The sequence below is a fragment of the Kitasatospora sp. NPDC038210 genome (assembly GCF_055600605.1).
Genome location: NZ_JBVJYK010000005.1, coordinates 250,685 through 272,034 on the forward strand (window position 1 = coordinate 250,685; position 21,350 = coordinate 272,034).

The 21,350-nt window shown below is 73.3% G+C and carries 23 protein-coding genes and 1 pseudogene; 19 read left to right on the top strand and 5 right to left on the bottom strand.

What is annotated here, in order from left to right; translation table 11 throughout:
• Nucleotides 1-152: 152 nt before the first annotated feature.
• Nucleotides 153-1,733 carry an oxidoreductase gene (locus tag ACZ7KX_RS12770; RefSeq protein ID WP_470326459.1) on the bottom strand — a complete coding sequence of 527 codons (1,581 nt, stop codon included), beginning with the start codon at nucleotides 1,731-1,733 and terminating at the stop codon, nucleotides 153-155.
• A gap of 90 nt (nucleotides 1,734-1,823) precedes the next feature.
• Between ACZ7KX_RS12770 and hisD the strand changes: the two genes are divergently transcribed.
• The 8 genes and pseudogenes from hisD to hisF all read left to right on the top strand — a co-directional run bounded on the left by hisD (nucleotide 1,824) and on the right by hisF (nucleotide 7,669).
• Nucleotides 1,824-3,131, top strand: coding sequence for a histidinol dehydrogenase (hisD, locus tag ACZ7KX_RS12775; protein ID WP_470326460.1), 1,308 nt, complete (start codon nucleotides 1,824-1,826; stop codon nucleotides 3,129-3,131).
• A pseudogene (locus ACZ7KX_RS12780) lies at nucleotides 3,128-4,207 on the top strand (histidinol-phosphate transaminase); the annotation flags it as partial. The gene hisD and the pseudogene ACZ7KX_RS12780, both read left to right, overlap by 4 nt.
• Before the next feature lie 111 nt (nucleotides 4,208-4,318).
• The gene (gene hisB, locus ACZ7KX_RS12785; RefSeq protein WP_030062236.1) at nucleotides 4,319-4,912 is read left to right on the top strand and encodes an imidazoleglycerol-phosphate dehydratase HisB; all 594 of its coding nucleotides are present in this window, start codon (nucleotides 4,319-4,321) and stop codon (nucleotides 4,910-4,912) included.
• Complete coding sequence (locus ACZ7KX_RS12790) at nucleotides 4,909-5,061, top strand: hypothetical protein (RefSeq protein ID WP_350522463.1); 153 nt, start codon at nucleotides 4,909-4,911, stop codon at nucleotides 5,059-5,061. Before hisB ends, ACZ7KX_RS12790 begins: the two co-directional genes overlap by 4 nt.
• A 31-nt stretch (nucleotides 5,062-5,092) precedes the next feature.
• Complete coding sequence (hisH, locus tag ACZ7KX_RS12795) at nucleotides 5,093-5,728, top strand: imidazole glycerol phosphate synthase subunit HisH (protein ID WP_470326461.1); 636 nt, start codon at nucleotides 5,093-5,095, stop codon at nucleotides 5,726-5,728.
• Nucleotides 5,729-5,748: 20 nt separating this feature from the next.
• Nucleotides 5,749-6,474: a bifunctional 1-(5-phosphoribosyl)-5-((5-phosphoribosylamino)methylideneamino)imidazole-4-carboxamide isomerase/phosphoribosylanthranilate isomerase PriA gene (gene priA / locus ACZ7KX_RS12800; protein ID WP_470326462.1), complete on the top strand. Its 726-nt coding sequence runs from the start codon at nucleotides 5,749-5,751 to the stop codon at nucleotides 6,472-6,474.
• Nucleotides 6,471-6,902, top strand: a complete 432-nt coding sequence (locus ACZ7KX_RS12805) for a RidA family protein (RefSeq protein WP_350522460.1) — start codon at nucleotides 6,471-6,473, stop codon at nucleotides 6,900-6,902. Before priA ends, ACZ7KX_RS12805 begins: the two co-directional genes overlap by 4 nt.
• The gene (hisF, locus tag ACZ7KX_RS12810; RefSeq protein WP_470326463.1) at nucleotides 6,899-7,669 is read left to right on the top strand and encodes an imidazole glycerol phosphate synthase subunit HisF; all 771 of its coding nucleotides are present in this window, start codon (nucleotides 6,899-6,901) and stop codon (nucleotides 7,667-7,669) included. Before ACZ7KX_RS12805 ends, hisF begins: the two co-directional genes overlap by 4 nt.
• Before the next feature lie 55 nt (nucleotides 7,670-7,724).
• Here hisF and ACZ7KX_RS12815 read toward each other — a convergent pair whose 3' ends face one another.
• Both ACZ7KX_RS12815 and ACZ7KX_RS12820 read right to left on the bottom strand, forming a co-directional pair.
• Complete coding sequence (locus ACZ7KX_RS12815) at nucleotides 7,725-8,504, bottom strand: VOC family protein (RefSeq protein ID WP_470326464.1); 780 nt, start codon at nucleotides 8,502-8,504, stop codon at nucleotides 7,725-7,727.
• Between the two features lie 179 nt (nucleotides 8,505-8,683).
• The gene (locus tag ACZ7KX_RS12820) at nucleotides 8,684-9,670 is read right to left on the bottom strand and encodes a LuxR C-terminal-related transcriptional regulator (RefSeq protein WP_350522457.1); all 987 of its coding nucleotides are present in this window, start codon (nucleotides 9,668-9,670) and stop codon (nucleotides 8,684-8,686) included.
• Between the two features lie 349 nt (nucleotides 9,671-10,019).
• Here ACZ7KX_RS12820 and ACZ7KX_RS12825 point away from each other — a divergent pair, with 349 nt between their 5' ends.
• From ACZ7KX_RS12825 to ACZ7KX_RS12845, 5 genes are all read left to right on the top strand, one after another.
• On the top strand, nucleotides 10,020-10,247 hold the full coding sequence (locus ACZ7KX_RS12825; protein ID WP_350522456.1) for a hypothetical protein: 228 nt from the start codon (nucleotides 10,020-10,022) through the stop codon (nucleotides 10,245-10,247).
• Between the two features lie 37 nt (nucleotides 10,248-10,284).
• Complete coding sequence (locus ACZ7KX_RS12830; protein ID WP_350522455.1) at nucleotides 10,285-10,560, top strand: hypothetical protein; 276 nt, start codon at nucleotides 10,285-10,287, stop codon at nucleotides 10,558-10,560.
• Nucleotides 10,561-10,664: 104 nt separating this feature from the next.
• A complete protein-coding gene (locus tag ACZ7KX_RS12835) occupies nucleotides 10,665-12,065 on the top strand; it encodes a C40 family peptidase (RefSeq protein ID WP_470326465.1) in 1,401 nt (466 codons plus the stop codon).
• 204 nt (nucleotides 12,066-12,269) lie between these two features.
• Nucleotides 12,270-14,342: a glycoside hydrolase domain-containing protein gene (locus ACZ7KX_RS12840; protein WP_470326466.1), complete on the top strand. Its 2,073-nt coding sequence runs from the start codon at nucleotides 12,270-12,272 to the stop codon at nucleotides 14,340-14,342.
• Between the two features lie 68 nt (nucleotides 14,343-14,410).
• Nucleotides 14,411-15,550, top strand: coding sequence for an FG-GAP-like repeat-containing protein (locus tag ACZ7KX_RS12845; RefSeq protein WP_470326467.1), 1,140 nt, complete (start codon nucleotides 14,411-14,413; stop codon nucleotides 15,548-15,550).
• Nucleotides 15,551-15,669: 119 nt separating this feature from the next.
• Here ACZ7KX_RS12845 and ACZ7KX_RS12850 read toward each other — a convergent pair whose 3' ends face one another.
• Together ACZ7KX_RS12850 and ACZ7KX_RS12855 are read right to left on the bottom strand one after the other, a co-directional pair.
• Nucleotides 15,670-16,314 carry a TIGR03085 family metal-binding protein gene (locus tag ACZ7KX_RS12850; protein WP_350522451.1) on the bottom strand — a complete coding sequence of 215 codons (645 nt, stop codon included), beginning with the start codon at nucleotides 16,312-16,314 and terminating at the stop codon, nucleotides 15,670-15,672.
• A gap of 21 nt (nucleotides 16,315-16,335) precedes the next feature.
• Nucleotides 16,336-16,911 (bottom strand): hypothetical protein, encoded by a 576-nt coding sequence (locus ACZ7KX_RS12855; RefSeq protein ID WP_470326468.1) that lies wholly within the window; start codon nucleotides 16,909-16,911, stop codon nucleotides 16,336-16,338.
• 134 nt (nucleotides 16,912-17,045) lie between these two features.
• Here ACZ7KX_RS12855 and hisI point away from each other — a divergent pair, with 134 nt between their 5' ends.
• The 6 genes from hisI (at nucleotide 17,046) to ACZ7KX_RS12885 (ending at nucleotide 21,210) form a co-directional block, all read left to right on the top strand.
• On the top strand, nucleotides 17,046-17,417 hold the full coding sequence (hisI, locus tag ACZ7KX_RS12860; protein ID WP_396547545.1) for a phosphoribosyl-AMP cyclohydrolase: 372 nt from the start codon (nucleotides 17,046-17,048) through the stop codon (nucleotides 17,415-17,417).
• A gap of 40 nt (nucleotides 17,418-17,457) precedes the next feature.
• A complete protein-coding gene (locus tag ACZ7KX_RS12865) occupies nucleotides 17,458-18,981 on the top strand; it encodes an anthranilate synthase component I (protein ID WP_470326469.1) in 1,524 nt (507 codons plus the stop codon).
• A gap of 20 nt (nucleotides 18,982-19,001) precedes the next feature.
• Nucleotides 19,002-19,535 carry a Uma2 family endonuclease gene (locus ACZ7KX_RS12870; RefSeq protein WP_396547541.1) on the top strand — a complete coding sequence of 178 codons (534 nt, stop codon included), beginning with the start codon at nucleotides 19,002-19,004 and terminating at the stop codon, nucleotides 19,533-19,535.
• Entirely contained in the window at nucleotides 19,532-20,131 is a 600-nt protein-coding gene (locus ACZ7KX_RS12875; protein WP_470326470.1) for a TIGR02234 family membrane protein, read from the top strand. The genes ACZ7KX_RS12870 and ACZ7KX_RS12875 overlap by 4 nt, the downstream gene beginning before the upstream one ends.
• 242 nt (nucleotides 20,132-20,373) lie before the next feature.
• Nucleotides 20,374-20,643, top strand: coding sequence for an HGxxPAAW family protein (locus ACZ7KX_RS12880; RefSeq protein WP_470326471.1), 270 nt, complete (start codon nucleotides 20,374-20,376; stop codon nucleotides 20,641-20,643).
• Nucleotides 20,644-20,769: 126 nt separating this feature from the next.
• Nucleotides 20,770-21,210, top strand: coding sequence for a DUF2752 domain-containing protein (locus ACZ7KX_RS12885; protein ID WP_350522444.1), 441 nt, complete (start codon nucleotides 20,770-20,772; stop codon nucleotides 21,208-21,210).
• The last annotated feature ends 140 nt before the right edge of the window (nucleotides 21,211-21,350 follow it).

The following is a 21,350-nucleotide window of genomic DNA, read 5'->3' on the forward strand; positions in this document are numbered from 1 at the left end:
GCGGACAGCGTAGTTCCCCCGACCCGTCGTTCGTCGCTCGCCCGCGACGATCGGTGCCATCGGCGCCGTCGGCGCCGGCCGAACCGCCCGGGGCGCCGGGTCGTCCGCGCCGCCCGAACGTCCGGGGCGCCGGGCCGTCCGCGCCGCCCGGGCTACCCGCGCTGCAGCATCCGGGTGGCGCCCGCGACGACGGTGGAGGCGAGCAGCCAGCCGATGATCACCAGCGCGGCGGAGATCCACTGGGACAGGCCGCCCGGGTTCCAGCCGCCCTGGTTGAGGTCCACGATCGGCAGCAGCTGGTTGAGGGTGTAGAGCACCGGGCTCCAGTGCGGGCGCTCGTCGGCCTTGAGCGGGTCCAGCGGGTGGGTGGAGAACCAGAGGCTGCCGACGATCCAGGCCAGCAGCAGCCACAGGCCTGCCCGGCCGGGGCGGTAGCCGTAGCCGACGGTGAGGTCCTGGACGGCGCCCCAGGTCCGGGCGGGCAGCGGCAGGGTCCGGCGGCGGCGGCGCTGCTTGGCGTACAGCACCTCGCGGGCGTCGTCGTCGGCGCCGTCGCGGCGCAGCGCGGCGGCCAGCTGCTCGTAGGACTCCGGCTGGAACTCGACGGAGGAGCCCTCCAGCCACGCGATCCGCTCGTGGACCGGGAAGGCCGTGCTCGGGCGCAGGTTCTCGTAGACGAAGCCGGTGAGGCCCAGGTGCTTGCCGAGCGGCCAGGCCTGCGGGGTGTCGACGAGGTTGCCGACCCGGGCGCGGGAGAGCGAGACGGTGCCGGTCGGGCGGAACTTGCAGGTGAAGCGCAGCTCGGGGGTGTGGATGCGGCGCAGCGAGAGCTCGTCGTCATCCTCCAGGTGGAACTCGCCGGATATCAGGCAGGCGCCGTCGAACCGGCTGTCGGAGAGCCGGACCCGCCCGAAGGCGCGGAAGGGGGTGACGGGGCCGTCGGGCGGAGGGGTCTCGCCGTAGCCGGAGCCGTAGTAGCCGCGGGAGCCGACCCAGCCGAGGTCCGCCGAGCCGGTCAGGTAGAGGGTGTGGCCGACGGTGACCCGGACGGCGTTGAGACAGGTGTGGTTGAGCCGCCGGTCGGCGCGCAGCTGGGCGCCGCGGAGCGACAGCCGGCCGCCTATGCGGGCCGTGCGGATGCTCAACTCGCCCGTGGTCTCCATCCGTTCGGCCTCGAAGTCCTGGTTGACGGTGATCCCGTCGGCGGAGACGGCGCGGCCGTAGCGGTCGCCGCCGATCACGGCCTGGTTGAGCAGCAGGTCGGTGCCGATCCGGGCGTCGGTGAGCCGGATGCCGTCGGGGAAGCGGCAGCGGGCGAGGTGGAGGTCGCCGGTGGTGGAGAGCCGGGAGGCCTCCAGGCGGGGGACCAGGCAGTTCACGAAGCGCAGCGTGGAGGCCGCCGCCTCGGAGATGAGGATCTTGTGCTCGAAGCGGCAGTTGTGGAGTTCGACGTAGGCGCCGATGGCGGCGCCGGCCAGGTTGAGCGCGCCGGTGATCAGGACGCCGCTGAGGCGCAGCGAGGCGACGTGCCCGGGGGCGGGCTCCGGGCCGGCCAGCAGCAGGTGGGCGAGCACCTCGGCGCGGACGGTGCGCCGGGCGCCCCAGACGGCGTCGCCGAAGGGGTCGTCGGTGTCGGCTTCGCCACTGCGGAGGTCCAGGATCTCGCCCTGGTGGTAGGCCTCCCACACCTCGACTTCGGTGTCGGTCCAGCCCTCTGGAGCGCGATCCGCCATGGTTTCCCCCGTCCCCCGGTCGTCTCGCCTTTCGTATCACGGACTGAAATGAGGGACCAGCGATTCCGGTCACTCCTTACACTGGGTGGCGTGATCTCTCGAATCGACCTCCGCGGCTCGCTCGACGACCCGCGTGACCTGCTGCCCCGTGCCGAGTTCGACGTGGCGGCCGCACTGGAGAAGGTGCGGCCGATCGCCGAGGACGTACGCCATCGCGGGGTCGCGGCGCTGATCGAGATCACCGAGCGCTTCGACGGCGTGCGGCTGGAGTCGACCCGTGTCCCGGCCGAGCGGCTGACCGAGGCCCTGGAGACGCTGGACCCGAAGGTGCGCGCCGCGCTGGAGGAGTCCATCCGCCGTGCCCGCGCCGTGCACGCGGACCAGCGCCGCACCGGGCACACCACCCGGGTGGTGCCGGGCGGCACGGTCACCCAGCGCTGGGTGCCGGTCGAGCGGGTCGGGCTGTACGTGCCGGGCGGTCTGGCGGTCTACCCGTCCTCCGTGGTGATGAACGTGGTGCCGGCCCAGGAGGCGGGCGTCCGCGGCATCGCGGTCACCTCCCCGCCGCAGAAGGAGTTCGGGGGGCAGGTCCACCCGACCATCCTGGCGGCCTGCGCGCTGCTCGGCGTCGACGAGGTCTACTCCGTCGGCGGCGCCCAGGCGGTCGCGATGTTCGCGCTGGGCACCGAGGAGTGCGCCCCCGTGAACATGGTCACCGGCCCGGGCAACATCTACGTGGCCGCCGCCAAGCGCTACTTCGCCGGCCGGATCGGCATCGACTCCGAGGCCGGCCCGACCGAGATCGCCGTCCTCGCCGACGACAGCGCGCTGCCGTCCGACGTCGCCGCCGACCTCATCAGCCAGGCCGAGCACGGTCCGACCTCCGGCTCGGTGCTGGTCACCGACTCCCCGGAGCTGGCCGACGCGGTCGAGGCCGAGCTGGCCGTGCAGGTCGCCAGGACCAAGCACAGCGAGCGGGTCGCCGAGGCGCTGGGCGGCAAGCAGTCCGGCATCATCCTGGTCGACGACCTGACCCGGGGTCTCGCCGTGGTCAACGCGTACGCGGCCGAGCACCTGGAGATCCAGACCCGCGACCCGCACGCGGTGGCCGAGCGCGTCGTCAACGCGGGCGCGATCTTTATCGGCCGCTGGACCCCGGTCTCGCTCGGCGACTACGCGGCCGGCTCCAACCACGTGCTGCCGACCGGCGGCTGCGCCTGCCACTCCTCCGGACTGTCGGTGCAGACCTTCCTGCGCGGCGTCCAGGTCGTCGAGTACGACCGGGACGCGCTGGCGGACGTCGCGGCGCACGTGGTCAACCTGGCCGAGGCGGAGGACCTCCCCGGCCACGGGGACGCCATCAAGGCCCGCTTCGACTGGACGGTGCCCGGCTCGTGACGGACATCGACGACCTCCCCATCCGGGACGAGCTGCGCGGCCAGTCCCCGTACGGCGCGCCGCAGTTGGACGTCCCCGTCCAGCTGAACACCAACGAGAACCCGTACCCGCTGCCCGAGGAACTGGTGGCCCGGATCGCCGAGCGCGTCGCCGACGCCGCCCGCGGGCTGAACCGCTACCCCGACCGGGACGCGGTCGAGCTGCGCGAGGGCCTGGCGGCGTACCTCGGCAGGACCACCGGCTTCGCCGTGACCCGCGAACAGGTGTGGGCCGCCAACGGCTCCAACGAGGTGCTCCAGCAGCTGCTGCAGACCTTCGGCGGCCCCGGCCGCAGCGCGCTCGGCTTCGAGCCCTCGTACTCGATGCACGCGCTGATCTCCCGGGGCACCGGCACCGCCTGGATCTCCGGACCGCGCAACGACGACTTCACCATCGACGTGGACGCCGCCCTCGCGGCCATCGCCGAGCACCGGCCGAACGTCGTCTTCGTCTGCTCGCCGAACAACCCGACCGGCACCGCCGTCGAGGCCGACACCGTGCTGCGGCTGTACGAGGCCGCCCAGGCCGCCCGGCCCAGCCTGGTCGTCGTCGACGAGGCCTACGTCGAGTTCTCGCACCGGGACTCGCTGCTGCCGCTGATCGAGGGCCGCCCCAACCTGGTGGTCAGCCGCACCATGTCCAAGGCCTTCGGTGCGGCCGGGCTGCGCCTGGGGTACCTGGCCGCCGACCGCGCGGTGGTGGACGCCGTCCAGCTGGTCCGCCTGCCGTACCACCTGTCCGCCGTCACCCAGGCCACCGCGCTGGCCTGCCTGGAGCACACCGACACCCTGCTCGGGTACGTCGGCCGGCTCAAGGAGGAGCGCGACCGGCTGGTCGACGCGCTGCGCGGGATGGGCCTCGACGTGACCGACTCGGACGCCAACTTCGTCCAGTTCGGCCGCTTCGCCGACACCCACGCCGTCTGGCAGGCCATCCTCGACCAGGGCGTCCTGGTCCGCGACAACGGCGTGCCCGGGTGGCTGCGCGTCACCGCCGGCACGCCCGCCGAGAACGACGCCTTCCTGGACGCCGTCCGCACCGCCCTCCCTCCCTCCTTGCCCGCCACCGGGCAGGAGGGGCCCAGGCCCACCCCCACCCTTGATCGAGCGCGCTCCGCGCGCGCTGCCAGTCAGGAGCTGTAACCCCGTATGTCCCGCATCGGACGCGTCGAGCGCACCACCAAGGAGACCTCCGTCCTGGTCGAGATAGACCTGGACGGCACGGGTCGGACCGACATCTCCACGGGCGTCGGCTTCTACGACCACATGCTCGACCAGCTCGGTCGGCACGGTCTGTTCGACCTCACCGTCAAGACCGACGGCGACCTGCACATCGACACCCACCACACCATCGAGGACACCGCCCTCGCGCTCGGCGCCGCCTTCAAGCAGGCGCTCGGCGACAAGGTCGGCATCTACCGCTTCGGCAACTGCACGGTGCCGCTGGACGAGTCGCTCGCCCAGGTCACCGTGGACCTCTCCGGCCGGCCCTACCTGGTGCACACCGAGCCCGAGAACATGGCGCCGATGATCGGCAGCTACGACACCACGATGACCCGGCACATCCTGGAGTCCTTCGTGGCCCAGGCGCAGATCGCGCTGCACGTCCACGTGCCGTACGGGCGCAACGCCCACCACATCGTGGAGTGCCAGTTCAAGGCGCTGGCCCGTGCGCTGCGCTACGCCTCCGAGCGCGACGCGCGCGCGGCCGGCATCCTCCCGTCGACCAAGGGTGCGCTGTGAACAACATCGCGATGATCCTCATCTTCGTCGGCCTCTTCCTGGCCGGCGGGGTGATCTCCTTCTGGAAGCAGAAGCAGTCGAAGAGCGTCATCCTGGTGCTGGCGTTCGGTGCCGTGATGTGCCTGGCCTCCGGCCTCATGCGCCTGTAAGACCCGCCGTAGAGAGACTGGACACCTGAACATGGGCAAGAACGTCGTCGTCCTCGACTACGGCTCCGGCAACCTCCGCTCCGCGCAGCGCGCCCTGGAGCGGACCGGGGCGACCGTCACGGTCAGCTCCGACTACGACACCGCGATGGCCGCGGACGGCCTGCTCGTCCCCGGCGTGGGCGCCTTCGAGGCCTGCATGCGCGGGCTGAAGTCGGTCCGCGGGGACTGGATCATCGGCCGCCGCCTGGCCGGCGGCCGCCCGGTCATGGGCATCTGCGTCGGCATGCAGATCCTCTTCGAGAAGGGGGTCGAGCACGGCGTGGAGACGGCCGGCTGCGACGAGTGGCCGGGCACCGTCGAACCGCTGGAGGCCCCGGTCGTCCCGCACATGGGCTGGAACACCGTGGACGTGCCCGAGGGCAGCCGGATGTTCGCCGGCCTCGGCCCGGAGACCCGCTTCTACTTCGTGCACTCCTACGGCGTGCGGCACTGGGAACTGGAGAGCCACAGCGCGCGGATCAACCCGCCGCTGGTCACCTGGGCCACGCACGGGCAGCCGTTCGTCGCGGCCGTCGAGAACGGCCCGCTGTGGGCCACCCAGTTCCACCCCGAGAAGTCCGGCGACGCCGGCGCCGCCCTGCTGACCAACTGGGTCAACACCCTCTGACTGTCTGAGAGTTGCTACTGATGAGCCGCCTCGAACTGCTTCCCGCCGTCGACGTCCGCGACGGCCAGGCCGTCCGTCTGGTCAAGGGCGCCTCCGGCACCGAGACCTCCTTCGGCGAGCCGCTGGCCGCCGCCCTCGCCTGGCAGAACGCCGGCGCCGAGTGGCTGCACCTGGTCGACCTCGACGCCGCGTTCGGCACCGGTTCCAACTACGAGCTGCTGCGCGACGTCACCGGCCGGCTGGACATCAAGGTCGAGCTGTCCGGCGGCATCCGCGACGACGAGTCGCTCGCCCGCGCCCTCGCCACCGGCTGCACCCGGGTCAACCTCGGCACCGCCGCCCTGGAAGCCCCCGAGTGGGTGGCCAAGGCCATCGCCGAGCACGGCGACAAGATCGCCGTCGGCCTGGACGTGGTCGGCACCACCCTGCGCGGCCGCGGCTGGACCCGCGACGGCGGCCAGCTCTTCGACGTGCTGACGCGCCTCGACCAGGAGGGCTGCGCCCGCTACGTGGTCACCGACGTCAACCGCGACGGCACCCTCACCGGTCCCAACCTGCAGCTGCTGCGCGACGTCTGCGCCGCCACCGAGCGCCCGGTCGTCGCCTCCGGCGGCGTCTCCTCGCTGGACGACCTGCGCGCCATCGCCACCCTGGTCGGCGAGGGTGTCGAGGGCGCCATCGTGGGCAAGGCACTCTACGAGCAGAAGTTCACCCTCGAAGAGGCCCTGGAGGCGGTTTCAGGATGACGGACGGTCGGATCGTACGCGGGCGCGTCGGCGGATTCTCTCCCTGGGAGGACGAGTTCGGCTACTCCCGGGCCATCGCCGCGGGCGACCACGTGCACGTGGCCGGCTCCACCGCCTGGGTGGACGGCCGGATCGAGCACGAGGGCGACCCGTACCGGCAGACCCTCGCCGCGTTCGGCGTCGGACTCAAGGCCCTGGCCGCGTACGGTCTGACCGCGGACGACGTGGTCCGCACCCGGATGTACATCACCCACGTCCGCGACGCCGAGGAAGTCGGCCGCGCCCACCGCGAACTCTTCGACGCCGCACGCCCGGTGGCCACCATGGTGGTGGTCGAGGGACTGATCGACTCCCGGATGATGGTCGAGATCGAGCTCGACGCGTACCGCTCCGGGCTGGCAAAGACCCTGGAAGGCAAACAGCCGTGACCCTCGCCGTACGAGTCATCCCCTGCCTGGACGTGGACGCCGGGCGGGTGGTCAAGGGCGTCAACTTCCAGAACCTGCGCGACGCCGGCGACCCGGTCGAGATGGCCAAGCTCTACGACGCCGAGGGCGCCGACGAACTGACCTTCCTCGACATCACCGCCTCCTCCGGCGACCGCGAGACCACCTACGACGTGGTCCGCCGCACCGCCGAGCAGGTCTTCATCCCGCTCACCGTCGGCGGCGGCATCCGCGCCGTCGAGGACGTGGACAAGCTGCTGCGGGCCGGCGCCGACAAGGTCGGCGTCAACACCGCCGCGATCGCGCGCCCGGAGCTGGTCCGGGAGATCGCCCGGCGGTTCGGCCGGCAGGTGCTGGTGCTCTCGGTCGACGCCCGGCGCTGCCCGCCCGGTACGGAGACCGCGTCGGGCTTCGAGGTGACCACCCACGGCGGGCGCCGGGGCACCGGCCTGGACGCCGTCGAATGGGCGGGCCGCGCGGCCGAGCTGGGCGCCGGGGAGATCCTGCTCAACTCGATGGACGCGGACGGCACCAAGGACGGCTACGACCTGGAGATGATCCGGTCCGTGCGCAAGGCCGTCTCGGTGCCGGTGATCGCCTCCGGCGGCGCCGGCAAGCTCGCCGACTTCGCGCCCGCCGTCGACGCGGGCGCGGACGCCGTGCTGGCCGCCAGCGTCTTCCACTTCGGGGACCTGCGGATCGGCGAGGTCAAGGGCGCGCTGCGGCAGGCCGGACACCCGGTGCGGTGACCCGTGCGCAACCCGGGGCCCGCGGTTCTCGGAACCGCGGGCCCCGCTCGCGTTCTCAGGACTCCTGCGGCTCGCCCTTGATCAGGGCGAACGGGGCGCCGTTCGGGTCCGCCAGCCAGGCCAGCCGACCGACGTTCTCCACGTCCGAGGCCGGCATCAGCACCGTGCCGCCCGCCGCCGTCGCCCTGGCGATCACCGCGTCCACGTCGGCCGCCGCGAAGTACGGCGTCCACGCGGAGGGCTGCTCCGGGGTCATCGTCGGGGCGATGCCGCCGAAGCTGGTGGCCTGCTGGTCGCCCTCGGCGGTCGAGATCACCCGGTAGGTCATCCCCGGCGACGGCTCGAAGTTCTCCACCCGCCACCCGAACAGCCGCTGGTAGAAGCCGAGGGCCCCGTCCTGGTCCGAGGTGTGCAGCTCGGACCAGACCAGGGTGCCGTCCTCGGACACGACGTCCAGCCCCTTGGTGTTCCCCGCCTGCCAGAGCGCGAACTCGGCGCCGTGCGGATCGGTGAGCGCGGCGAACCGGCCCTCCTGCATGACGTCCGTCGGCGGCACCCGGACGGTGGCGCCGGCCTGCTCGGCGGCCTTCACGGTGGCGTCCACGTCCTCGGTGCGGAAGTACGTCGTCCAGGCCGACCGGGCGCCCTCGTCCAGGTTGCCGAGGGCGGCGACGGTCTTGCCGCCCCGCTGGAGGAAACCGTAGCCACCGGTCTCGGGGACCTCGTGGAAGGTCCAGCCGAGGACCGAGCCGTAGAACGAGGCGGTGGCCCGGACGTTCGGGCTGCCCAGGTCGATCCAGCAGGGGGAGCCGGTGGGGAAGTCGGTGGTGAGCATGGAGTGGTGCCCCTTCGACGGAGAGTGACCGGGGCGGTTCCGTCGGGCGCGCACACGCCCCCTCCCCGGCCACCTGCGAGTCTGCACCCGGGCACTGACATCCGCACCCGGGCACGAGCGTTCCCGGGCACGCGCGCTCCCGGGCGGTCGGCGGCCTGCGGCGCGGGCGGCGGGCGCGCCTACAGCCAGCCGCGCTGCGCCGCCTTGAGGCCCGCCTCGAAACGGCTGGCGGCATCGAGCCGCTCCATGAGGGCGGACATCTGGCGGCGCACGGTGCGCACCGAGATGCCGAGCCGCTTGCCGGCGGCCTCGTCGGTCAGGCCCGTCCCGAGCAGCCGGAGCAGGTCGCGTTCGGCCGCTGTGAGGCCGGTGTCGTGGTGGGTGGGCTGGTCGGCGCCGAGCGGCACCGCGGTGGACCAGGCCTGTTCGAACAGGGCGACGAGCGAGGCGACCAGCCCGGGCTCACTGGTGCAGAGCGCCCCGAGCCTGGTCTGCGTCGGGTCGATCGGGACGACGGCGGTGTGCCGGTCGAAGACCAGCAGCCGGGGCGGCAGCAGGGGGGCCGTCCGCACCTGGCCGCCGAGCCCGGTGAGCCACTGGGCGTACGCGTGCGTGGCCTGGTCGTTGCGGACGCTGTCCTGGTAGAGCGTCCGCATGGCGACGCCGCGCTCCAGCGCGTCCTGGTCGAGCGGACGGGCGGCGTCCATGCTGGCCTGCGACTGGGCGCCGCCCGAGATCGCGGCGAGGAACTCCTCCCGGAGGTCGCGCGCCAGCATTTCGAGCTTGGCCTGGATCGCGTCCATCCCGACCAGGCGCTCGGTGGCGTCCGAGGTGGTGTTGGGCACCAGGTCCGCGTAGGCGGCCACGGCCCGGGCCACGGCCGCCTTGCTGGCGGCCAGCTCCTGCTGGCGGCGGGCGAGGTCGTCCTCCTGGCGGCGGATGACGGCCTCCAGGCCGATCGCCGGGCTGACCGGGCGCAGCGCACCCGAGACCTCCTGGGAGGGGCGCAGCAGCGTCAGGTCCGCGAGCTGGTCGAGGGCCTCTCTGACGGCGGTCTCGGAGAGGCCGAGCCGGCGGCACAGGGCGGTGACCCCGCACCCGGGTTCGACCAGCAGGGCCGCGTAGACGGCCTCCGCCGTAGGGTCCAGTCCCAGCACTTCGAGCACGATTCCCCCCGGACTCGGCGATGCGCGCGGCCAGCTCATGTCAAGGCCGTCGGCAAGATTCTCACAGTTCGCAAATGTGTGTGCAAGGAGATCTGACGATGCGTCGGTGATGTGACCGGGGCGACAGGGACGGCCGGGACGGTCGGTGCGGCCGGGGTGGCAGGGGCGGTCGGGGTGGCGCCATGCTGCCTGGCCTGATGATGCCTCGGGGAAGGTCTTCCGGAGCACCGCCCGGGCTTGCAGGATGTGAATCACCGAACGGGGGCGCCGAGCCCCCGGGCCGGTGGGACGGCGGGAACCAGCCGCCGTCCGACGCACCGACCGACCATCGACCAGGGGGTTGTTCTCCATGCGGATCACCGCTCGCGTTCCCGGTGTCCTCGCGGCTGCGGCTGTGGTGGCCACGCTCGCTCTGCCGACCGCCACCGCCTTCGCCGCCGCCGCACCGGCCACCGTGACGGGCGTGTCCGCGGCGAGCGACCCCGGCAAGGGCGACCCCGGCGACCCCGCTCACAAGGGGGACGGCAAGGGCGGTCTGGGCGACCCGGGCAGCATCAGCTGGGACAACAAGAAGTGACCGTCGCCGTCGGCGCCGGCCGCTCGAACCGAGCCAGATGCACATTGTCCGTCTCACCCTGACCAGCCCCGACCGGCGTCCGCCGACCGCTGCGGACGCCCATGTCCTGAAGGACGTGCTCTGGGCCCACGCCGATCCCTTCGGCGGCCTGGAGCACGTCCAGTCGAGAGCCCGTCAGGACTCCATCGACCTCGTCGTCTTCACCAGCGGCGGGAGTGGCGACAACGCCCCCGCCCATTCGCTGGCCATCTGTTCCGCCGCCATCGCGCGGTCTCCGGCCTTCCAAGCCTGGCACGTCTCCGTCGCCGGCTGACGGCCGTCCGCTTCCTGCCGGGTTTCCTCCGGCGCTCCCCTTTCCGGTGATCCGGGCGCCGTCGCGCCGCGCCGGTCCTTCCGATGCCATTTTCAGGAGTGCGCATGTCCCGCAAGGCCTATCTCCGCACGTCCGCCGCCGCCCTCGGGCTGGCCGGCTCGCTGTCGCTCGGCCTGGTCGTCCAGGGCGGCACGGCGTTCGCCGCCGATCCCGCCCCCGCCACCGCGGTCGCCGGCGGCGAGTACGGTGGCGCCGGCCAGCCGGTCGGCGTCGCCCAGGCGCCCGCCGCTGACGGCTCGTCGGCCGCCGCGTCCGTCCTTGCCCCGACGGTCACCCGCAGCGAGGCGGTCCGGCGGGCCAAGACCTGGGTCGGCATCGGCCTCGACTACAGCTGGACCGGCTCGCACAACGGGTACCGCACCGACTGCTCGGGCTACGTCTCGATGGCCTGGAAGCTCGACGACTCGCTGACCACCGACACCTTCGGCCCGCGGGGCGTCACCGAGCACATCGCCAAGGGCGACCTCAAGGCCGGCGACGCGCTGCTCAACGACGACAGCGGGGCCCACGGCCACGTGGTGCTGTTCGAGAAGTGGACCGACTCCAGCCACTACATGGGCTACGAGTTCACCGGCAGCGGCGTCCACTACCGCGAGATCCCCTACCCGTACTTCTCCGGCTACGGCACCTTCGTGCCGGTCCGCAACAAGTCCATCCGCGATGACGGCCCGACCGACCCGGGGATGACGAACCTGACGGCGGGTGACTTCAACGGGAACGGCAAGAAGGACCTGGTGGCGGTGGAGGTGTCGACGGGGAAGCTCTGGTCGTACCCGGGGACGGGGACGGGGGCGTTGGGGAGCCGGGTGCTGATCGGCAACGGTGGCTGGAACGGGATGAGCAACCTGGCCGTGGGTGACCTGAACCGGGACGGCAGGGACGACATCGTGGCGACGGAGAAGTCGACGGGGAAGCTGTGGCTGTACCCGGGGACGGGCAGTGGTGTGGGTGACCGGGTGGAGATCGGGTCCGGTGGCTGGAACGGGATGAACAACACCGCGGTGGGCGACTTCAACGGTGACGGCAAGGACGATGTCGTGGCGAGTGAGAACGCGACGGGCAAGTTGTGGCTGTACCCGGGGACGGGCAGTGGTCTGGGGAGCCGGGTGGAGATCGGTTCCGGTGGCTGGAACGGGATGAACAAGATCGTCAGCCCTGGTGACATGAACAAGGACGGCAAGGACGACATCGTCGCGACCGAGGTGTCGACGGGGAAGCTGTGGCTGTACCCGGGCACGGGCCACGGTCTGGGTGACCGTGTGGAGATCGGCACCGGTGGCTGGAACGGGATCTCCGACTACGCGGGTGCGGACTTCACGGGTGACGGCATCGGGGACCTGGCGGCCGTCGACTCGGACCCGGGGCAGACCGGGAAGCTCTACCTCTACAAGGGCACCGGCAGCGGCCTGAGCTCCCGCACCGAGATCGGCTCCGGCGGCTGGTAGACCCCGCACCGGCTCCGCCTGGCGCCCCCGGCTGAGCCCCCCCGGCTGACTCCCGGCCGGCCGTTGAAACCGGGGGCGGGCCCGCGACCACCGCGCGGGCCCGCCCCGCCCTTCCCGCTCACCTTCCCCGACCTGCCGTGCGCGCCGCCCTGCCCGGATCCGTCCCCGGGCGGCTCCGCCCTGCCCGTCTCCCTGGAGAGATCCGTGAACCACCACCGTCTGAGGGGTGTCGCCGCGCTCGCCGTGGCGGCCGGTGCCCTCACCGTCACCCTGCCGCTGGGACAGGCCGCCGCCCAGGCGGCCGAGCCCGCCGGTACCGAGCCCGCTGCCACTGCCGGGCAGAGCGTCAAGACCGTTGTGTACCAGGGGCTTTCGCTCCAGGTGCCGTCGGCCTGGTCGGTGGTCGACCTGACCCAGGCGCCCGACACCTGCGTCCGGCTCGACCGGAACACCGTCTACCTCGGCCACCCCGGCGCGGACCAGAACTGCCCGACCCACCTGATCGGGGAGAAGGCGGACGCGCTGGTCGTGGAGACCTTCGCCGGCGCTGCCGAGCGCTCCGACCTCACCACCGTCGCGGTGCCCGCCGGCCACGGTGTCCCGGCCCTGCCGGACAGCGACGGCCAGGAGGCGCGGGTGGCCTTCGAAGGCGCCGGCGTCTACGTGACCACCAGTCACGCCTCGGCCTCGGCCGCCGCGGTGCAGCGCATCCTCGCCTCCGCCTCGATCGGCGACGGTGCCACGGCGGCCCCGGCGCCGCAGCCGCCGAAGGCCGTCCCCGGCGCTCTCGCCGCGTCCGCCGCGGAGTCGGCGGCCGCCTCGGAGACACCGAGCACCGGCTACACCGGCAAGGCGTTCGACGCCTGCGCCGCCCCGTCCTCCGGCGCGATGGCGGACTGGGCCTCCTCGCCGTACCGGGGTGTGGGCATCTACATCGGCGGTCCGACCCGGGTCTGCGCGCAGAACAACCTCACCGCGTCGTGGGTGGCGCAGCAGAGCGGCGCCGGCTGGCACCTGCTGCCCGTCTACGCGGGCACCCAGGCCGCGGGGATCTCCTCCTCGGGTGCCGAGGGCCAGGGCCGGGCCGCGGCGGAGGCCGCCGTGAAGCTGGCCAAGGGCCTGGGTTTCACCACCGGCACGGTGCTCTACACCGACATGGAGGACTACTCGCCCGGCTACCGCACCAACGTGCTGAACTACCTGTCGGGCTGGACGGGCCGGCTGCACGAGCTCAACTTCCGCTCTGGCGTCTACAGTTCCTCGTCCAGCGGGATCAAGGACATGGCCGCCGCCTACAACTCGACCGGCTTCGACCGCCCCGACGTGGCGTGGTCCGCGAACTGGAACAACGCCGCGGACACCGACGACGCTTACATCCCGGCGGGGTACTGGTCCAACCGCCAGCGCGTCCACCAGTACGCCGGCAACGTCACCGAGTCGCACGGCGGGACGACCATCAACATCGACCGGAACTACGTGGACGTCGCCGCCAAGGCCCCGGTGACCGACCCGGGGATGACGAACCTGACGGCGGGTGACTTCAACGGGAACGGCAAGAAGGACCTGGTGGCGGTGGAGGTGTCGACGGGGAAGCTCTGGTCGTACCCGGGGACGGGGACGGGGGCGTTGGGGAGCCGGGTGCTGATCGGCAACGGTGGCTGGAACGGGATGAGCAACCTGGCCGTGGGTGACCTGAACCGGGACGGCAGGGACGACATCGTGGCGACGGAGAAGTCGACGGGGAAGCTGTGGCTGTACCCGGGGACGGGCAGTGGTGTGGGTGACCGGGTGGAGATCGGGTCCGGTGGCTGGAACGGGATGAACAACACCGCGGTGGGCGACTTCAACGGTGACGGCAAGGACGATGTCGTGGCGAGTGAGAACGCGACGGGCAAGTTGTGGCTGTACCCGGGGACGGGCAGTGGTCTGGGGAGCCGGGTGGAGATCGGTTCCGGTGGCTGGAACGGGATGAACAAGATCGTCAGCCCTGGTGACATGAACAAGGACGGCAAGGACGACATCGTCGCGACCGAGGTGTCGACGGGGAAGCTGTGGCTGTACCCGGGCACGGGCCACGGTCTGGGTGACCGTGTGGAGATCGGCACCGGTGGCTGGAACGGGATCTCCGACTACGCGGGTGCGGACTTCACCGGTGACGGCATCGGGGACCTGGCGGCCGTCGACTCGGACCCGGGCCAGACCGGGAAGCTCTACCTCTACAAGGGGACCGGCAGCGGCCTGAGCTCCCGCACCGAGATCGGCTCCGGCGGCTGGTGAGCCGCCGAGCGAACCGGCACCGTCCCGAACCCACGTACGCCAGCACCGACTTCAGGGGGAGCACACCCATGTCCGCACAGACCCGCATGCGCAAGAGCCTGGCCGTCCTCGCACTGGGCCTCGCGCCCCTCGCCCTCGCCGGCACGGCCGGCGCCGCGTCGGTCGCCACCTGGGACAAGGTGGCCGCCTGCGAGAGCAGCGGCAACTGGTCCATCAACACCGGGAACGGCTACTACGGTGGCCTGCAGATATCCGAGTACAACTGGCAGCACTACGGCGGCACCCAGTACGCGGCCTATCCGCACCAGGCGACCAAGAAGGAACAGATCCTGATCGCCGAGAAGATCCTCGCCGACCAGGGGGCCGGCGCGTGGACCTGCAGCCCCGGCACCGGGCTCTCGACCGACCACGCGGACCCGTACCCGGCCGGACCGGCCGACCCGGGGATGACGAACCTGACGGCGGGTGACTTCAACGGCGACGGCAAGAAGGACCTGGTGGCCGTCGAGGTGTCGACCGGCAAGCTGTGGCTGTACCCGGGCAACGGGAGGGGCGCGCTGGGGAGCCGGGTGCTGATCGGCAACGGCGGCTGGAACGGCATGAGCAACCTGGCCGTGGGCGACCTCAACGGTGACGGCGGGGACGACATCGTGGCGACCGAGAAGTCGACCGGCAAGCTCTGGGTGTACCCGGGCAACGGCCACGGCGTCGAAGGCCGGATCGAGCTCGGCAGCGGCGGCTGGAACGGCATGAACAACACCGCGGTGGGCGACTTCAACGGCGACGGCGTGGCCGACGTCGTGGCGAGCGAGAACTCCACCGGCAAGCTCTTCCTCTACCCCGGCCTCGGCGGGGCCCTGGGCAAGCGGGTGGAGATCGGTTCCGGTGGCTGGAACGGCATGAACAAGATCGTCAGCCCCGGCGACATGAACAAGGACGGCAAGGACGACATCGTCGCGACCGAGAAGTCGACCGGCAAGCTGTGGCTGTACCCGGGCACCGGCCACGGCCTCGGTGACCGCGTCGAGATCGGCACCGGCGGCTGGAACGGCATCTCCGACTACGCGGGCGCGGACTTCACCGGCGACGGCATCGGCGACCTCGCCGCCGTCGACTCCGACCCGGGCCGGACCGGGAAGCTCTACCTCTACAAGGGCACCGGCAGCGGCCTGAGCACCCGCACCGAGATCGGCTCCGGCGGCTGGTGACCGGCGGCCGGACGGAACCGGCACGGTGACGGAGTTCACGACGGCGGGTCCGCCGGTCGGGGGAAGCCCCGACCGGCGGACCCGCCGTCACCCGTCCGTGCGGGACGGGTGACGGGCGTCTACTTCGGGGGCAGCGGCAGCGCGTGGCGGAGGGCTTCGACGGCGTCGGGGGCGCCGTCCACGTCCAGGGCGGTGCGGTCGCCGCGGCCGTAGGTGAAGAGCACCAGCTCGCCCGGGTCCCCGGTGATCCGGACGGTGGGGGCGCCGGCCGGGCCGACGGTGAGGGACCGGCCGTCGGGGCGGGCGAGGACCAGGCGGACGGGCGAGCGGCGGCCGGCCTCGAAGCGGGCGATCATGGGGAGACGGCGCCACAGGGCCTCGGCCCGGCCGGGCGGGACGGCCTGGGGGGTCCAGTCCTCGACGGCCCGCAGGACGTCCTCGGCGTGCACGAAGTACTCGACCGTGTTGCCCGCCTCGTCCGCGCCGGGCAGGGCGAAGGGCGAGTAGACCGGCGGGCCGGCACGGAAGAGACGGATCAGTTCCTCGTACGGCCGCGCGGCGTAGTCGTCCTGCACCCGCTGGGTCCGGGCGGCCAGGGCGGTGATCCGGATCCCCGCCGCCGCGTCGGGGCGGCGCTCCCGGATCACCAGGTGGGCGGCGAGGTCCCGGGTGGTCCAGCCGGCGCAGAGCGTGGGGGCGTCCGGCCCTGCGGCGGTGAGGAGTTCGGCGAGGCGGTGGCGTTCGGCGAGGGCGTGGTTCGACATGGTGGAAGCCTATGGCCCGTCCTACGGGCGGAGGTGGCCGGTGAGCTTGGGGCCGCCCTGCTTGTTGCTCGCGGTGAGGGTGCAGGTGTAGTCCCGCCAGCCCTGCTGGTAGTTGGCCAGGGCCGGCCCGAACTGGCGCCCGTAGTAGGACTTCCCGTCGGCCTGCCTGGTCTTGGCGGCGGCCTCGGCCTCCTTGCAGCCGTCCCGCATGGCGAGGGCGATCGGGATCTCGCCGGTCAGGTTGTCGGCCAGCTTGAGGTCGGCGATCACCTCGCCGTCGTGCTCGCCGCCGCAGGGGCGCTCCTCGGCCCGGGTGATCACCGGGCTCAGCTGCGGGTGGTCGAAGCAGGTGCCGACCGGGAAGAAGGCGTACGGCGGCTGCGGCTTGGTCGGGGTGGGGGTGGGCGTCGGGGTGGGCGTCGGCGTCGGGGTGGCCGTGGGGGTCGGCGGCGGCGCGGCGGCGGGCTTCCGGTCGTCCGGCCAGAGCGCCGCGGTGGCCACCACCGCGAGCAGGACGACCAGCACGGCGACGACGGTGAGGACCAGGCCGCGGGAGGGGCGGGAGGCGGCGGCTGCGGACGGCTGCTCGGGCGTCATGGCCACGAGGATGGCCCACGAAGGGGCCGCCCGGCAGGCGGTTGGCCGAACTCGCCCCGGACGGGCGGCACCACCGGGACCACCGGCCGGACGGACCCGCCGGGGCGGACCACCGGGCTGACACAATGGGCCCCATGTCCACCACACCCGCCACTCCCGGCACCACCGCCCTGGCCCCCGAGATCGCCGCCCGCCTCAAGCGCACCGAGGACGGCCTCCTCCCGGCCATCGCGCAGCAGCACGACACCGGCGAGGTGCTGATGCTCGGCTGGATGGACGACGAGGCGCTGCACCGCACGCTCACCACCGGCCGCTGCACCTACTGGAGCCGCAGCCGCCGCGAGTACTGGGTGAAGGGCGACACCTCCGGCCACGTCCAGGCGGTCAAGTCGGTGGCACTGGACTGCGACGGCGACACCCTGCTGGTCAAGGTCGACCAGACCGGCGCGGCCTGCCACACCGGCGACCGCACCTGCTTCGACGCCGACGTGCTCCCGCTCTCCTGATCCCCGCCCACTCACAGAACTCAAGAAGGTGCCGCCCCGCATGGACCTCGAAGCCTTCCGCAAGCTCGCCGTCGACACCCGGGTCATCCCGGTCACCCGCAGGCTCCTCGCGGACGGCCTCACCCCGATCGGTCTGTACCGCAGCCTCGCCGAGGAGCGGCCCGGCACCTTCCTGCTGGAGTCCGCCGAGCAGGGCCGCAGCTGGTCGCGCTACTCCTTCGTCGGCGTGCGCAGCGCCGCCACGCTCACCGTCGACCGGGACGGCGCCGCCCGGTGGCTCGGCACGCCGCCGGTCGGCATCCCCACCGGCGGCGACCCGCTGCAGGTGCTGCGCGCCGCCCTGGAGGCGCTGCACACCCCGCGGCACGCCGACGACGGCCTGCCCCCGCTCACCGGCGGCCTGGTCGGCTACCTCGGCTACGACATCGTCCGCCGGCTGGAGAAGCTGCCCGACCTCAACCCGGACGACCTCGGGCTCCCCGAGCTGACGATGATGCTGGCCACCGACCTCGCGGTGCTCGACCACGCCGACGGCACCGTGCTGCTGATCGCCAACGCCGTCAACCACAACGACCTGGCCACCGGCGTGGACGAGGCCTACGCGGACGCGGTGGGCCGGCTGGACGCGATGGAGGCCGACCTGCTCAAGCCGGTCGACCCGGGCCTGGCCACCTTCACCCCGGCGGGCCCCGGCGAGGTGGACTCGCCGTTCGGCGGCGAGCCGTACCGGGCCGCCGTGGACGAGATCAAGGAGCGGATCCGGGCCGGCGAGGCCTTCCAGGTGGTGCCCTCGCAGCGCTTCGAGGCGCCCTGCCCGGCCTCCGCGCTGGACGTCTACCGGGTGCTGCGCACCACCAACCCCAGCCCGTACATGTACCTGTTCCGCTTCCCGGGGCCGGACGGCACCGCCGAGGGCGGCTTCGACGTGGTCGGCTCCAGCCCGGAGGCGCTGGTCAAGGTCACCGACGGCGAGGCGATGCTGCACCCGATCGCCGGCACCCGGCACCGCGGCGCCACCCCGCACGAGGACGCGGCGCTCGCCGCCGAGCTGCTCGCCGACCCCAAGGAGCGGGCCGAGCACCTGATGCTGGTCGACCTCGGCCGCAACGACCTCGGACGGGTCTGCGAGCCGGGCAGCGTCGAGGTGGTCGACTTCATGCAGATCGAGCGCTACAGCCACGTGATGCACATCGTCTCCACCGTCACCGGCAGGGTCGCGCCGGGGCGGAGCGCCTTCGACGTGCTGACCGCCTGCTTCCCGGCCGGTACGCTCTCCGGCGCGCCCAAGCCGCGGGCGATGCGGATCATCGAGGAACTGGAGCCCACCCGCCGCGGCCTGTACGGCGGTTGCGTCGGCTACCTGGACTTCGCCGGGGACTCCGACACCGCGATCGCGATCCGTACCGCGGTGCTGCGCGACGGCACGGCGTACGTGCAGGCCGGCGCGGGCGTGGTCGCCGACTCCGACCCGCACGGCGAGGACACCGAGTGCCGCAACAAGGCGGCCGCCGTGCTGCGGGCCGTCGCCACCGCCAATACGCTGCGGAGGCCGGAACTGTCCTGAGCTGTGAGGAGGCGGCCCGGATGCCCGAGGTGCCGTACGACGAGCTGCGCTGGGAGGTCGTGCTGAGCGCGGCCGGGCAGTTCGGCGAGCAGCCGGCGGGCCACGGCCGGGTGCTGTCCGGCGTGGCGGTGGACTTCCCGGCCGCGCCCGGCGGCCCGGACCGGGAGCCCGCCGTGTTCGCCCCCGACCTGGCGGTGCTCGCCCCGGACGCGGTGCGGGGCGAGCGGGGCCGGTTCGGCGCGGCCGGGGTCGAGGCGGTGCTGGAGGTGGCCCGGCCGGGCCTGGCGGAGGCCGGGCGGGCGTACGCGCGCAGCGGGGTGCCGCTCTACGTGGTGGTCGACCCGGCGGCGGCGGTCTGCACCGTGCACAGCGCGCCGTCCCCCGAGGGGGTGTACCGGGAGGCCGAGCGGGTGCCGTTCGGCAACGACCTGTTCCTGTCGCTGGGCGGGCGGACGGTGGTGCTGCGGACGGACCCCTTCCCCACGCCGTCCTCCGCCCCGCCCCCCACCCCGGGTGCGGACCGGGGCGTCGGTCGGGGGATAGTGGACGGGTGAGCGCTGACCAGACCCCCGCCCCCGCCGCCCCCAGCCGCCGCACGCTCGGCGTGATGCTGCTGCTGACCGTGCTGAGCGCCGTCCTGGTGCTGACCGCGGTCGGGCGGACCTGGGCCGAGGGGCGGGCGGGCACCCTGGACGTCGCCGTCACCGGCGGCCGGATCTCCGAACTGCCCGGCGGGCTGGCCCTGGTGGGCCTCGCCGCGGCCGTCGCGGTGTTCGCGGTGCGCGGCGCGGGACGGCTGGCGGTCGGTGCGCTGACCCTGCTCGCCGGGATCGGCGCGGCCGCCGCGTCGGTCGCCGGGGCGGGCGACACCGCCGCGCTGGACGCCGAGGCGGCCCGCAAGCTCGCGCTGACCGGCTCGGCGGCCACCGGGGTCTCGCACACGGCCTGGCCCTGGGTCGCGCTGGTCGGCGGCGTGCTGCTGGCCCTCGCCGGACTGCTCACCCTGCGCTACGGCCGCGGCTGGCCCGCCATGGGCAGCCGCTACGAGGCGCCGACCGGCAAGGCCCCGGCCAGGACCGAGGCCAAGGCCGAGACCCCGGGCGACCTGTGGAAGGCGCTGGACCGCGGCGAGGACCCCACGGCGGTCTGAAGCCCGCCCGCCACGGCCCCCCGGCCCCGGCGGACGGCCCGGGCGCCCGGTGCCGCCGCCACCGCGGCGGGCCCCGTGACGCGCCGCACGGGCCCCGCAGCAGCCCGACGTGCACATGTGACGCGATAGACCCGCCACCCGCTTTGGGCGGCGGGTGTGTGGCCCGGCACAATGGACTCCGTCAACCCGCCGGCGGCCCCGCAGGCCCGGCCGGGCCCCGAGAGCCAAGGAGCACCACTCAGATGGCAGCAGCAGCACACGGCCACACCCCCGCCGCCTGGACCGGCGTCGTCATCTCCTTCGTCGGCTTCGGCATCGCCGGTGTCGCGATGATCCTGCCGTCGGTGCTCCTCGTCTGCGCCGGCCTGGCGGTCGTCGTGGCCGGTGGCGTGGTCGGCAAGGCCATGGCGATGGCCGGCATGGGCAAGCAGCCCAGCACCAACGTCTACAAGTCGACCGAGGAGCAGGTCGCGGCCCGCGAGGCCCGCGTCGCCGCCGCCGTCGCCGCCTGACGACCACCCCTCCGTACGGGGCCCGACCGTCCTCCGTACGACCCGCCTTTTCGCACAACCGAACGGCGGGCGCGCCGCGCCCGCCGTTTCGTCGTGTACGGGCCCGGGCGCGGGCAGAATCGGGGCGTGAACGCCGCCCCCACCGCCTCCGCCCCGCCGCCCGTGCTGCGCCGGCTCGGCCCGCCGCTGACCGCGCTGGCGGCGGTGGCCGTCCCCACCGCGTACGTCGCCGTGGTGGACCCCAACAGCCCCGGGCACTACCCGGACTGCCCGTTCCTGACGGCCACCGGCTGGTGGTGCCCCGGCTGCGGCGGGCTGCGCTGCGTCCACGCGCTCACCCACGGCGACCTCACCGGGGCCCTGCACGACAATGCCGCCGCCGTGCTGCTGTTCGGCGTGCTGGGGGTGCTCTGGCTGCGCTGGGCCTGGGCGGCGCTGACCGGCGGGCCGCCGCCCCGGGTCACCGTCGGAGGCCGGCGCTGGGCACTGATCGCGCTGCTCGTGCTGGTGTTCACCGTGGTGCGGAACTCGCCGGTCGGAGCCGGTCTGGCGCCCCCGCTGGTCTGAGCGCCGGGTCACCGCCCGCGGACGGGCCCGCCGACGGGTGGAGAAGCGGTGAAGCCGCAGTTGAGGGCCTCCGGAGCGGCGGTCCGGTCCGCGAGACGCGCGCCGGGCGGATGCGCCCCGCGCTCCCGGGTGCCGATACC

Excerpts from the sequence above, each read along its gene's own strand:
- ACZ7KX_RS12770 (WP_470326459.1), bottom strand. The coding sequence starts at position 1,733 with ATGGCGGATCGCGCTCCAGAGGGCTGGACCGACACCGAAGTCGAGGTG.
- hisB (WP_030062236.1), top strand. The coding sequence starts at position 4,319 with ATGTCCCGCATCGGACGCGTCGAGCGCACCACCAAGGAGACCTCCGTC.
- hisH (WP_470326461.1), top strand. The coding sequence starts at position 5,093 with ATGGGCAAGAACGTCGTCGTCCTCGACTACGGCTCCGGCAACCTCCGC.
- priA (WP_470326462.1), top strand. The coding sequence starts at position 5,749 with ATGAGCCGCCTCGAACTGCTTCCCGCCGTCGACGTCCGCGACGGCCAG.
- ACZ7KX_RS12805 (WP_350522460.1), top strand. The coding sequence starts at position 6,471 with ATGACGGACGGTCGGATCGTACGCGGGCGCGTCGGCGGATTCTCTCCC.
- ACZ7KX_RS12815 (WP_470326464.1), bottom strand. The coding sequence starts at position 8,504 with ATGCTCACCACCGACTTCCCCACCGGCTCCCCCTGCTGGATCGACCTG.
- ACZ7KX_RS12825 (WP_350522456.1), top strand. The coding sequence starts at position 10,020 with ATGCGGATCACCGCTCGCGTTCCCGGTGTCCTCGCGGCTGCGGCTGTG.
- ACZ7KX_RS12830 (WP_350522455.1), top strand. The coding sequence starts at position 10,285 with ATGCACATTGTCCGTCTCACCCTGACCAGCCCCGACCGGCGTCCGCCG.
- ACZ7KX_RS12835 (WP_470326465.1), top strand. The coding sequence starts at position 10,665 with ATGTCCCGCAAGGCCTATCTCCGCACGTCCGCCGCCGCCCTCGGGCTG.
- ACZ7KX_RS12845 (WP_470326467.1), top strand. The coding sequence starts at position 14,411 with ATGTCCGCACAGACCCGCATGCGCAAGAGCCTGGCCGTCCTCGCACTG.
- ACZ7KX_RS12850 (WP_350522451.1), bottom strand. The coding sequence starts at position 16,314 with ATGTCGAACCACGCCCTCGCCGAACGCCACCGCCTCGCCGAACTCCTC.
- ACZ7KX_RS12855 (WP_470326468.1), bottom strand. The coding sequence starts at position 16,911 with ATGACGCCCGAGCAGCCGTCCGCAGCCGCCGCCTCCCGCCCCTCCCGC.
- hisI (WP_396547545.1), top strand. The coding sequence starts at position 17,046 with ATGTCCACCACACCCGCCACTCCCGGCACCACCGCCCTGGCCCCCGAG.
- ACZ7KX_RS12865 (WP_470326469.1), top strand. The coding sequence starts at position 17,458 with ATGGACCTCGAAGCCTTCCGCAAGCTCGCCGTCGACACCCGGGTCATC.
- ACZ7KX_RS12870 (WP_396547541.1), top strand. The coding sequence starts at position 19,002 with ATGCCCGAGGTGCCGTACGACGAGCTGCGCTGGGAGGTCGTGCTGAGC.
- ACZ7KX_RS12880 (WP_470326471.1), top strand. The coding sequence starts at position 20,374 with ATGGCAGCAGCAGCACACGGCCACACCCCCGCCGCCTGGACCGGCGTC.